At 63.2% G+C, this 11,829-nt stretch carries 9 protein-coding genes; all 9 read left to right on the forward strand.

What is annotated here, in order from left to right; translation table 11 throughout:
- The first annotated feature begins 107 nt into the window (after nt 1-107).
- The 9 genes from RUR49_RS10970 (at nt 108) to RUR49_RS11010 (ending at nt 11,591) form a co-directional block, all read left to right on the forward strand.
- The gene (locus RUR49_RS10970; RefSeq protein ID WP_024924678.1) at nt 108-956 is read left to right on the forward strand and encodes a universal stress protein; all 849 of its coding nucleotides are present in this window, start codon (nt 108-110) and stop codon (nt 954-956) included.
- 207 nt (nt 957-1,163) lie between these two features.
- Nucleotides 1,164-2,225 carry a TerC family protein gene (locus RUR49_RS10975; RefSeq protein WP_024924679.1) on the forward strand — a complete coding sequence of 354 codons (1,062 nt, stop codon included), beginning with the start codon at nt 1,164-1,166 and terminating at the stop codon, nt 2,223-2,225.
- A gap of 174 nt (nt 2,226-2,399) precedes the next feature.
- Entirely contained in the window at nt 2,400-3,158 is a 759-nt protein-coding gene (locus RUR49_RS10980; protein ID WP_024924680.1) for a tellurite resistance TerB family protein, read from the forward strand.
- Between the two features lie 28 nt (nt 3,159-3,186).
- Nucleotides 3,187-4,761: a pyruvate kinase gene (locus RUR49_RS10985; RefSeq protein WP_409146431.1), complete on the forward strand. Its 1,575-nt coding sequence runs from the start codon at nt 3,187-3,189 to the stop codon at nt 4,759-4,761.
- Nucleotides 4,762-4,766: 5 nt separating this feature from the next.
- Nucleotides 4,767-5,834 (forward strand): dihydroorotase, encoded by a 1,068-nt coding sequence (gene pyrC, locus RUR49_RS10990; protein ID WP_204367413.1) that lies wholly within the window; start codon nt 4,767-4,769, stop codon nt 5,832-5,834.
- Between the two features lie 17 nt (nt 5,835-5,851).
- Nucleotides 5,852-7,573: a dihydroxy-acid dehydratase gene (gene ilvD, locus RUR49_RS10995; RefSeq protein WP_024924683.1), complete on the forward strand. Its 1,722-nt coding sequence runs from the start codon at nt 5,852-5,854 to the stop codon at nt 7,571-7,573.
- Between the two features lie 177 nt (nt 7,574-7,750).
- Nucleotides 7,751-8,683 carry a sulfate adenylyltransferase subunit CysD gene (gene cysD / locus RUR49_RS11000; protein WP_024924684.1) on the forward strand — a complete coding sequence of 311 codons (933 nt, stop codon included), beginning with the start codon at nt 7,751-7,753 and terminating at the stop codon, nt 8,681-8,683.
- Nucleotides 8,683-10,608, forward strand: coding sequence for an adenylyl-sulfate kinase (gene cysC, locus RUR49_RS11005; protein ID WP_081766894.1), 1,926 nt, complete (start codon nt 8,683-8,685; stop codon nt 10,606-10,608). The genes cysD and cysC overlap by 1 nt, the downstream gene beginning before the upstream one ends.
- 68 nt (nt 10,609-10,676) lie before the next feature.
- Nucleotides 10,677-11,591, forward strand: a complete 915-nt coding sequence (locus RUR49_RS11010) for a DUF6671 family protein (protein WP_024924686.1) — start codon at nt 10,677-10,679, stop codon at nt 11,589-11,591.
- Nucleotides 11,592-11,829: the final 238 nt, after the last annotated feature.

An 11,829-nucleotide genomic window follows, 5' to 3' on the forward strand; every position in this document is an offset into this window, starting at 1 on the left:
GGCCAAAGGGACGGGGAGGAACAGACACCATGCTGGCTGACGAACAACGACGGCACAACAGGGCGGTGCCGTCCCGAACCATCAGGACCCCGCCGGGAGTTGAGAGAATGGCTTTCAACGACGTCATGCTTCAGTTGAGCAGCTATCCCGAACCCACCCCAGTTGCGGCGGTCGAGCAAGCGGTCGACTTTGCTGGGGCGCTGGGCGCGAGTATCTCGGCGCTGACTTTCAAAATAGAGATTCCGAAAGTCGGCAACGTGCTTGCGAACAAGCTGCTCGACATCCCGGGGATGATTGCGGCCGAGCGGCAGAAAAGTGTGGCGAATGCCCGGGATCTGATCGGTGCGTTCGAAAGCATGGCGACGAAGCGCGGCATTGTACACCAGCCGATCATGGTGTCATGCACCACCTTGCAGATCCCGAGCATCGTGACTGCACGCGCCAGAATGCACGACGTCACGATGATCCCGATCGGCGAGCAGGCAGAGCAACAGCAATATGTCGCCGAGTGCGTGATCTTCGGCTCCGGACGACCGACGATCGTCTTCCCGGAAGCGCCCAAACGCAGCAACTCCCTTTCCCTCGATATCGTCGGCGTGGCGTGGGATTTCAGTCGACCCGCGGCACGGGCCGTGGCGGATGCCCTCCCGATCCTGCAGCGCGCCAAAACCGTGCGGGTGGTGACGATCACCCCAATAAAAACGATGGACACGAAGAGCTCAGGCGCGGAACTGACGAAGCATCTCGCCTGTCATGGCATCGAAATTGTTCTCGAGGAAGAAGAGGCCGCCGGCCGGACAATCGGGCAGGCTCTCGAAGACTATGCAACCGCGCGCAGCCTCGACCTGCTCGTCATGGGAGCCTACGGGCACTCGCGCATCCGCGACTTCATCCTGGGCGGCGCGACAAAGACCATTGTCGCCAACCCGCCGCTGCCAGTGCTGCTCTCGCATTGAGATGCTGCCTTCACCGCTGCGCAACGGCGAGAACCAGGACGACAACGCCAACAAGAGCCATTGGCGCAATCGCAATTGGGGCCGCTCGCCACCGTCTCAGGCGCTCCCGAAAGGTCCGGGCCCTGCTGGCAGTTGAGCATGGACGCAATCTTAGGCCTGTGACGCATTCAACGGGTGCTCCTAAACACCCGAAAAGTAAGGATTACCATGGAACTGCTCGCCGACTTCCTGACCAGCGATTTCCTCGGCAAGTCTGTCTGGCTCTGGTTCGTCTTCCTCGGCATCGTCGGCGCGTTGCTCGCCTTCGACCTCGGCGTTCTTCACAAGCAAGACAAAGAACTCGGTGTCGGCGAAAGCTTGATCTTGTCCGCGTTCTACATCGCGATCGCGCTGGTATTCGGTGCGTGGCTGTGGTGGTCCATGGGCCCGACCTCGGCCATGGAGTATTTCACGGGCTATGCCCTCGAGAAGGCGCTCTCGATCGACAACGTCTTCGTAATCTCGCTCATCTTCAGCTACTTCGCCATTCCCGCAAAGTACCAATACCGGGCGCTGCTCTGGGGTATCCTCGCGGTGCTGGTCTTGCGCGGCATCATGATCGGGCTCGGCGCGGCGCTCGTGCAGCAGTACGAGTGGGTGCTCTATATCTTCGGCGCCTTCCTGATCGCCACGGGGATCAAGATGCTCGTCATGGGAGAGAGCGAGCAGGACGTGTCGAAGAATCCGATCGTGCGCTTCCTGTCTAAGCGCATGCGTGTGTCGGCCGAGTTGCACGGTTCGCACTTCTTCGTCCGCAAGCCCGATCCGGAGACGGGCAAGCTCGCGCGCTTCGCGACGCCCCTGTTCCTGGCGCTCGTCGTGATCAACATCGCCGATCTGGTGTTCGCGGTCGACTCGGTGCCGGCGATCTTCGCCATCACGACCGACACCTACATCGTGTTCACGGCCAATATCATGGCGATCCTCGGGCTGCGCGCCCTCTATTTCGCCCTCGCCGCCATGGTGCACCGCTTCGAGTATCTGAAATACGCGCTCGCCATCGTCCTCGTCTTCATCGGCGCCAAGATCTTCTGGAACCAGATCATCGGCAAGGCCGACCCCGCGATCTCGCTCGGCGTGACCTTGTCCCTCATCGCGGGCGGCGTCCTGTTCTCGCTATGGAAAACTCGCACGGCCGCGACAGACGAAGCCGCCAGCCACGGCCCGACAGCTCCGCTCCCGGATACCATTGGAACACGGCCCTCCACTCGCCCTGCAGGAGACGATTAATGACCATTGATGTCCCGTCTGCTCCGTCGCGCACATCATTGCATCCTTCGCCGCCCCCGCCTGGTGCATCGATGCCGACACTCGTGAAACGTCATCGCCCGCCGCAGCGCGCTCGACGGTAACCCGCAGGATGCCGATAGGCGCGAACCTGCCAGTCCATCACAGGAGAACGATATGATCGATGTGAACAAGCTGTTGACCACCGTGCTGTCGGGCAGCCCGACGACAGGTCAAAGCGGCGTGGAAGGTGCTCAACCGGCCGATCGAGGCGGACGAGCGGGCCTCGGCGATTTCTTCGGTGCCAATGTGGGTGCGCTCGGCACCGGCGCGCTCGCAGGCGGTTTGGCCGGTACGCTCTTGACCTCGAAGCACGCGCGGAAGTTTGCCGGCGGCGCTATGCAAATCGGCGGTGCTGCCCTGCTCGGTGGGCTCGCCTACAAGGCGTACAGCAATTACCGTGCCGGCAAGCCGCTGATACCGCAAAGCGTCAGCGACATGCTTGGTGGCCTCATTCCGGGTCAGGCCGGTGCGCCGCAAGAAGCTTCGCGCGGCTTTCTCTCACCTCCGGATGCGATGCCACGGGATGGCACCGCCACCCTCTTGCTACGCGCGATGATCGCTTCGGCCATGGCCGACGGTCGCTTTGACGAAACCGAGCGCGCCCGTCTGATCGAGCGCGTCGAAGCCAGCGGCCTCTCAAGCGAAGAACGACGTTATCTTGAGTCCCTGATCGCGCGCCCCGACACACCGGACCAGCTTGCGGCGGCTGCGCGAGGTCCAGAGGCGGCCGCGCAAGTCTATCTGGCGGCTTTTATCGCCATCGATGCCGATACCCCGGCCGAGACGGCCTGGCTCGATGATCTTGCCAACAAGCTTGAACTTGATCCGGCCCTGCGCAGGAACATCGAGGCCGCCGGCCGCGGTACCGCGTGATCATGTGAGGCGTGCGATCGGAGAACCAATGACGCTGAATGCGATCCAACGTTCGAGCTTGAAACGTCCTGCTGCGGGTCGCTCCTGTGAGGCAGACCGGAAAGTATCCGCGAAGCGCCTCCTATCGAGGATGGTTCGCATCCGAGCTGCCGTCATTCAGGAGAGCCAAGCCATTGTGGAGGACTGGACCCCCAAGGTGGCGCGGCGGAGTTTTCTGCCTGGAGCGATCAATCTTGCGCAGTATCTGACGTTTCGTCGCCATGATCTGAGCGATCTCCAGCACCAGCTCTCGGCGCTTGGACTTTCGTCGCTCGGACGGAGTGAGGGCCGCGTTATGGCAACACTTGACGCCGTCTGCGCGAGGCTGGCCGAAATGGCCGGTCAGTCCGCGGTGTCCTTTCCCACCCCCTTAGACTTCCGGAACGGAAAGCGGATTTTGAGGCGAGAGCAGGCCAGGATTTTCGGGGACGATCCGCACGGTCCCGGCACGCGGATCATGGTCACGTTGCCGACCAGAGCCAGTGAAGATCGGGGCTTGGTCGCCGATATTATTCGCGCTGGGGCGGACTGCCTGCGCATCAACTGCGCGCACGGTGGACCGGAGATCTGGGCGGCCATGATCGAAAATAGCCGCGCTGCGGCGGCCGATCAGGAAAGGGCCTGTCGAATTCTAATGGATGTCGCTGGCCCGAAATGCCGGATTGCCGAAGTCTGCGCGCCGAAGAAGACCCGGCTCTATCGCGGCGACCTTCTCATGTTGGCTGGTCGAATGCCCGCTCAGCTAAAGGCCGGCGATATCGTCATCCGCGTGACGTTCCCGGCGATTCTTGATCAGCTTGAGGTCGGAGCACGGATCTTCATCGACGATGGCCGCATCGCAGCGCGCGTCGAAAGGATTGAGTCTGACGGCGCGATGCTTCGCGTGGAGCAGGCGCGCAGCAAGGGGGAGAAGCTCAGGCACAAAAAGGGACTGAACTTCCCGGATACGGCGCTCGATCTTCCGCCTCTGACCGAGAAGGATCTCCGCGATCTCGATTTCGTTGCGGAGAATGCCGACCTCGTCGGGTTCTCCTTCGTTCAGCGTCCGTCGGACATCACGCTTATTCAGCGGGAATTGGCAGCACGACGCGGTGGACGTCCCGTGCAGCCTTTAGTGATCAAGATCGAAACCGCGCTCGCAGTCAGGAACCTTCCCGACCTGATCGTGCATGGCGCCGGGCAACAGCCACTGGCGGTCATGATCGCGCGTGGAGACCTGGCAGTCGAACTTGGTTTCGAACGCATCGGCGAAGTCCAAGAGAACATTTTATGGCTTTGCGAGGCGGCCCATGTGCCGGTCATCTGGGCGACCCAGGTCTTGGCCGGGATGGTGGAAGAAGGAGCACCCAGCAGGGCGGAAGTGACCGACGCGGCCATGGGGCAGCGCGCCGAATGCGTGATGCTCAACAAAGGACCATTCATCGTCGAGGCTGTGCGTTTCCTCGACAACGTGCTCCGCCGCATGGATCGCCACCAGTCGAAGAAGTCGGCGCGGCTCACGCCGCTGGAGCTCTGGATAGAACCGCAAGGTGCGCGTCAGGCGCGGGAAGCGGGGCGAACGTGACCCTGGTGGAAAAGATAACCCTCCCTCGACCCGACGACTGGCATGTGCACCTTCGCGATGGTGCCATGCTGCGCATGGCGCTGCCCTGGACGGTGCGCACGTTCGGACGCGCCATCGTCATGCCGAACCTCGATCCGCCGGTGACGACGGCCGCCCAGGCGGCCGCCTATCGCGATCGGATCCGGCGCGTCTTGCCCGACGGCTCCAGGTTCGAGCCGCTGATGACGTGTTTCCTGACCGATGAGACGGAGTCGAAGGACATAGCTCAAGGTTTTGCCGAAGGAATCGTCACGGCGGTCAAGATGTACCCGGCGCGCAGCACCACGAACTCCGCCGCCGGCGTGACCGACATTCGCCGTGTCCACCGGGTGTTGGAGAGGATGCAGGCCATCGGCATGCCGCTTTTGATCCATGGTGAGGTAGCCGATCAGGAGACGGACATTTTCGACAGGGAGAAGGCGTTCATAGACCGGGTGCTTGTCCGACTGCGAGCCGATTTCCCGGCGCTGCGGATCGTCTTGGAGCACATTACGACCGCCGAAGCCGTGGACTACGTGCAGCACGCCGAGGGTCCCATCGGCGCCACCATCACGGCGCACCACCTCATGATCAACCGCAATGCGATGTTCGCAGGCGGCATCCGGCCGCACATGTACTGCTTGCCCGTGGCCAAGCGGGAGGGCCATCGTCTCGCATTAAGGGACGCCGCGACCTCCGGCGATCCGCGCTTCTTCCTCGGCACGGATTCGGCGCCGCACCTGGTCCGGGACAAGGAGTCGGCGTGCGGCTGCGCCGGCATTTTTACCGCACCGGTCGCGCTTGAATTGTATGCCCAGGTTTTCGAGCAGGAAGGGGCGCTCGATCGGCTCGAAGCGTTCGCGTCTCTCAACGGCGCCCGGTTTTACGGCCTGTCGGCCAATACCGAGACAGTCACGCTCGTGCAGTCGCCCTGGCGGCCACCCGAAACACTGCCGGTCGGAGACGAGGATCGCGTGCGTGTGTTCTGTCCGGAGAGCGTTGCTCGTTGGCGCCTCCTCGAACCGACAGCCTGTGAGAGATCGATCGAAGTGTAAAGCGAAAGGCCGACCCCATGGCACATCACTACGACAAATCCAAACTGCCGAGCCGCCACACGACGTTGGGCCCTGAGCGGGCGCCGCATCGTTCGTTCCTCTACGCCATGGGGCTGACCGAAAAGGAGATCGCCCAGCCCTTTGTCGGCGTCGCCACCTGCTGGAACGAGGCCGCGCCGTGCAACATCACGCTCAGCCGCCAGGCGCAGGCTGTCAAACTCGGCGTCAAGGCGGGTGGCGGCACCCCGCGCGAGTTCACCACCATCACCGTGACCGACGGCATCGCCATGGGCCACCAAGGCATGAAGTCGTCGCTGGTAAGCCGCGAGGTGATCGCCGACTCGGTCGAACTCACCATGCGCGGCCATTGTTACGATGCTTTGGTGGGCCTTGCTGGGTGCGACAAATCTCTGCCCGGCATGATGATGGCCATGGTCCGCCTCAACGTGCCCAGCGTGTTCATGTACGGAGGAACGATCCTGCCGGGGCGCTTCCGCGGCAAGGACGTCACCGTGCAGGACGTCTATGAAGCGGTGGGAAGCTACCAGGCCGGCCAAATCTCCGAGGACGAACTACACGCGCTCGAATGTGTCGCTTGCCCATCCGCTGGTTCGTGCGGCGGCCAGTTCACCGCCAATACCATGGCCTGCGTCTCCGAGGCGCTTGGGCTCGCACTGCCCGGTTCGGCCGGGGCGCCGGCGCCCTACGAGAGCCGCGACGCCTTCGCGGAAGCGTCCGGCAAAGCGGTGATGAACCTGCTGGCTCGCGACCTCAGGCCGCGCGACATCGTCACCCGCAAGTCACTTGAGAATGCCGCCGCCGTAGTGGCGGCCTCCGGCGGGTCGACCAATGTGGCGCTGCATCTGCCGGCGATCGCGCACGAGGCGGGCATCGACTTCGACCTGCATGCGGTCGCCGAGATCTTCAAGCGCACGCCCTATATCGCCGACCTAAAACCCGGCGGGCGGTACGTCGCCAAGGACCTGTTCGAGATCGGCGGCGTGTCGGTGCTCCTGAAGGCGCTGCTCGACGGCGGCTATCTGCACGGCGACTGCATCACGGTGACGGGCAAGATGATCGCCGAAAACCTCGCCGACGTGGTCTTCCCGACCGACCAGGACATCGTTCGCCCGATCTCCGACCCGATCACCCCCACCGGCGGCGTGGTCGGTCTGCGCGGCACGCTCGCCCCGGAGGGCGCGATCGTCAAGGTGGCTGGTATGACGAACCTCAAATTCCGCGGGCCGGCCCGGTGCTTCGACTCCGAGGAGGCGGCCTTCAGCGCCGTGCAGAACCGCGAGTACAAGCCGGGCGAGGTCATCATCATCCGCTACGAAGGGCCGAAGGGCGGCCCCGGCATGCGCGAGATGCTGGCGACCACGGCGGCGATTTACGGCCAGGGCATGGGCGACAACGTGGCGCTCATTACCGACGGACGCTTCTCCGGCGCCACGCGTGGCTTCTGCGTCGGCCATGTCGGCCCGGAAGCAGCCGTTGGCGGCCCGATCGCCCTGCTGAAGAACGGAGACATCATCGCTATCGATGCCGAACTGGGCACGCTTGATGTCGAGCTCTCGGCCGAGGAACTAGCAATCCGACACAAGGACTGGCGACCTCGCCGTCACGACTTCCAGTCGGGGGCGCTATGGAAATATGCGCAAACCGTGGGGGCGGCAGCGAAGGGCGCGGTCACCCATCCCGGCGGCGCCGCGGAGACGCACACCTATGCCGATATCTGAGAGCCGTAATGGCAGAAAGATCATCCGCGGCCTTTTTTCGGATGTGTGCCCCGCGCCTTGCCAGCTTGGTCAAGCGCGCCGCCGAATGAGGTCTCCACAATGGCATGTGGCGATGTTGAGAAGCCGCAACCCGCTCGACGGCCGCACGATTTCAAGAGTTGGAGGCTTTAGCCTGACATGACACTTGTCGAAACCCATAGTCCGAATGACGTGCGATTTTCGCACATACGCCGCCTTGAGGCCGAGTCCATCGCCATTATCCGAGAGGTTGCCGCCTGCTTTCAGCAGACCGTGCTGCTCTACTCGATCGGCAAGGACAGCTCGGTCTTGTTGCATCTGGCGCACAAGGCATTTGCCCCAGCACGGCTGCCGTTCCCGGTGCTGCATGTTGATACCGGGTGGAAGTTCCGGGAAATGATCGCGCACCGCGACAGCACCGCCGCGCTGCTTGGATTCGAGCTCCTGATTCATACGAACGGAGAAGCGGCGGGCGCCGGCATCACACCGTTCACCGCTTCCTCGGCCGTCTACAACCACGCGATGAAGACCGAGGGCTTAAAGCAGGCGATGGCGCGCTGGGGCTTTGATGCTGCGATCGGCGGCGCTCGCCGCGACGAGGAGAAGTCGCGCGCCAAGGAACGCATCTTTTCACACCGTAACACCGCCCATCGCTGGGAGCCCAAGACCCAGCGGCCCGAGTTTTGGCACGCTTGGAACACGCACCTTGCCCCCGGCGAATCGATGCGCGTATTTCCGCTGTCAAATTGGACCGAACGCGACATCTGGGACTATATTTGGATCGAGGGCATCCCTCTCGTCCCCCTTTATTTCGCGAAGCTCCGGCCCGTGGTCCGCCGCCAGGACACCTGGATCATGGTGGACGACGACCGCATGCCTCTCGAGCCCGGCGAACAGCCCGAATTGCGGTCGGTCCGCTTTCGCTCGATCGGCTGCTATCCCTACACCGGGGCAATCGAAAGCACCGCCGCCACGCTCGCCGACGTCCTGCTCGAGATGCGGTCGACGCGCATGAGCGAGCGTCAGGGACGTTTGATCGACCACGATCAACCCGGATCGATGGAGCGCAAGAAGCAGGAAGGATATTTCTGATGCGCGACACGCCTCGTCAGATGCCGGAAGAGGAAAGCCCGGACGCCATAATCGCCCGCGTCATCGCCGCCGAGCAAGCCAAGTCGCAGCTTCGCCTGTTGACGTGCGGCAGCGTTGATGACGGCAAATCCACGCTGCTCGGGCGAATCCTCTACGACGCCGACTGCGTCTACGAGGACCAGCTCGCGCGCCTGTTCAATGACAGCAAAGGCCGTGTGCCGGAGGGTGATCTCGACTTCGCGCTGCTGCTCGACGGGCTCATGTCCGAGCGCGAGCAGGGCATCACGATCGACGTCGCCTGGCGCTTCTTCGAAACCGACAAGCGCAAGTTTGTCGTCGCGGACTGTCCGGGCCACGAGCAATACACTCGCAACATGGCCACTGGCGCATCGCAGGCGGATGCCGCCCTGCTGCTGATCGACGCACGCAAGGGCGTCCTTACCCAGACGCGGCGTCATGCTCATATCCTCGCCTTGATGGGCATCCGCCACGTCGCCGTGGCGGTGAACAAGATGGACCTGGTTGGCTTCGACCACACTGCGTTCGCGCGTCATGCTGCCGAGATTGCCGACCTCGCCGAAGCACTCGGCTTCACCGATGCGGTTGCCGTCCCGGTCTCGGCGCTCAAGGGCGACAATGTGTTGGGCCGCTCGGCCGCGATGCCTTGGTTCGACGGCCCTACGATCATCGGATGGCTGGAGTCGGTCAACGTCGACGATGCGTTTGAGATCGGATCGTTCCGCCTGCCGGTGCAGTGGGTCAGTCGTGCAGGCCAGGATTTCCGCGGTTTCTCCGGGTGGATTGCGAGCGGTAGCGTGCGCCCGGGAGACTCGGTGCTTGTAGCCCGCTCCGGCGCGCGTGCCGTCGTCGCTCGGATCATCCCGGAGCGTGATCCCGCCCAGGCCACCGCCGGGCAGTCCGTCACGCTGGTGCTCGACCGCGACCTGGACGTAAGCCGTGGGGACGTGCTGGCTGCGGCCGATAAACCGCCCATTGTCGCGGATCAGTGTCAGGCGCATCTGCTGTGGTTGGGCGAGGCGCCCATGATCCCCGGCCGCCAGTACCTGATGCGGCTCGGCACGGACGAAGTGCCGGTGAGCATCACAGCGCTAAAGCATCGGATCGACATCAACACGCGTGCGCATCTGGCTGCCCGTCAGCTCGCAATGAACGACCTCTCGGTGGTGAACTTCGCAGCCGATCGCCCCGTGGCTTTCGACCCTTATGCCGAAAATCGCGAAATGGGCGGCTTCGTGCTGGTCGATCGCATCACCCATGCCACGGTTGGCGCCGGGATGATCGACTTCGCGCTGCGGCGTGCCGGCAATATCCCCTGGCAAGACTTCGATACTGCTCCCGATGCACGCGCCGCAGCGAAGGGGCAGCGTCCGGCGATCCTGTGGTTTACCGGCCTGTCGGGGGCTGGCAAGTCGACGATTGCGAACATTGTCGACCGCAAGCTGATGGCCGCCGGCTTCCATCCGTTTGTGCTGGACGGCGACAATGTCCGCCATGGGCTCAATCGCGATCTCGGTTTCACCGAGGTGGATCGGGTCGAGAACATCCGCCGCATGGCCGAGGTCGCCAAGCTGATGGCCGATGCCGGGCTTGTCGTGCTGGTCTGCGTGATCTCACCCTACGCGCGCGACCGGGCGCTCGCCCGTGAGATCGCCGGCAGCCATCCATTCTATGAGATCTTTGTCGATGCGCCGCTGACGGTGGCGGAAGCGCGCGACCCCAAGGGACTTTATGCGAAGGCCCGGGCTGGAAAAATCACGCATGTCCCCGGCATCGACGCGCCTTACGAGACGCCTGAGGCGCCGGAACTGCGCCTCGCTTCTCACGACGTGCCGGCCGAGGCGCTGGCGGATCGTGTCCTCCATCTTCTGGAGCTCGGCCGCACCCTCAAAGTAACCGATAACTAGGGAGCTTTCGCCAAAAATGTACAGCACAGCGGATAGCCATTTCCGAATCGACGCGGGGTCGCGCCTCCATGCCGATCTCTGATTCCCGCGACACCCCCGCCCACGCGCTTCCCGATCAGGTCGGCGGCGACCAATTCCATCTGGCGGGCGCACGGACGGTGATCGCCACGATGCACGGCAAGGAACGCGTGATCGCCCCTTTGCTTGCGGAGGCGCTCGGCCTCGATTGCCTCGTGCCATCGGCCTTCGATACCGACCGCTTCGGGACCTTTACGCGAGAGATCGCGCGGACTGGTTCGCAGCTTGACGCCGCACGAGCTAAGATCGCGGCGGCTTTCGAGCATGGCCCGAGTACACGTGTTGCAATAGCAAGCGAGGGAAGCTTCGGTCCACATCCCCAAATTCCCTTCGTCCCGCTTGCCCGCGAGATTGTCGTAATGAAGGACCGCGTCAGCGGTCTCGAATTGATCGGTCATTATGCGGGCCTGTCGACGAATTTTGGCCACACCGTCGTTACGGACCTGGCCGGCGCCAGTGCGTTCGCCGAACGCGCGCGATTTCCCGGACATGGGGTGATCGTCATGGGCTGCGTCGATCAGCAGCCGACGCCCGGGCGCGCGCTGATCAAGGACATCGACGATTGGGCCGAACTGCAAAGGGCGATTGAGGAGGTGATCGCGATCTGCGGCGCCGCCTTCGTTGAGACCGATATGCGCGCCCATCGCAACCCCACTCGAATGCGCACCATCAAACGCGCGACGCTGGACCTTGTCCGCCGGTTTCGGAGCCTGTGCCCGATCTGCGCTCGACCCGGATTTGCCATCACCAAACGGCTATCCGGCCTGCCATGTTCATGGTGCGGAGGCCCAACGCTCGCGCTGAAAGCTGATGTCTATAGTTGTGAGGGGTGCGGTTACCGGGAAGAGCGCGCGGTGAAGGCGGCGACAGCGGACCCGGGACAATGTGGGGAGTGCAACCCGTGACCAAGGGAACGAAGGGAGTGTGGAATGGCCGCTTCGCAATCTCCCATTGAGCCTCTCCTAGAAGCCGAAAAGCAGATTGCGTGGGTGCTCGCCCATCCTGGCATGAGCGACTGGCTGAAGGACGCTCTTAGGACCGCAGTCGACCGCGATCCAGAGCACCTTCTGAATGACTTGGAGATACTATGTTTGCTTTTGAGAGCGAAGTCCCAAGCCGCCATAGATGAGCGGCTACGTTAGA

Origin of the sequence: Pseudoxanthobacter sp. M-2, assembly GCF_046156265.1 — a bacterium.
In the GTDB taxonomy this organism is placed as follows: Bacteria; Pseudomonadota; Alphaproteobacteria; order Rhizobiales; family Segnochrobactraceae; genus CAMDHY01.

Excerpts from the sequence above, each read along its gene's own strand:
- RUR49_RS10975 (WP_024924679.1), top strand. The coding sequence starts at position 1,164 with ATGGAACTGCTCGCCGACTTCCTGACCAGCGATTTCCTCGGCAAGTCT.
- RUR49_RS10970 (WP_024924678.1), top strand. The coding sequence starts at position 108 with ATGGCTTTCAACGACGTCATGCTTCAGTTGAGCAGCTATCCCGAACCC.
- ilvD (WP_024924683.1), top strand. The coding sequence starts at position 5,852 with ATGGCACATCACTACGACAAATCCAAACTGCCGAGCCGCCACACGACG.
- cysD (WP_024924684.1), top strand. The coding sequence starts at position 7,751 with ATGACACTTGTCGAAACCCATAGTCCGAATGACGTGCGATTTTCGCAC.
- RUR49_RS10980 (WP_024924680.1), top strand. The coding sequence starts at position 2,400 with ATGATCGATGTGAACAAGCTGTTGACCACCGTGCTGTCGGGCAGCCCG.
- cysC (WP_081766894.1), top strand. The coding sequence starts at position 8,683 with ATGCGCGACACGCCTCGTCAGATGCCGGAAGAGGAAAGCCCGGACGCC.
- RUR49_RS10985 (WP_409146431.1), top strand. The coding sequence starts at position 3,187 with ATGACGCTGAATGCGATCCAACGTTCGAGCTTGAAACGTCCTGCTGCG.
- RUR49_RS11010 (WP_024924686.1), top strand. The coding sequence starts at position 10,677 with ATGCCGATCTCTGATTCCCGCGACACCCCCGCCCACGCGCTTCCCGAT.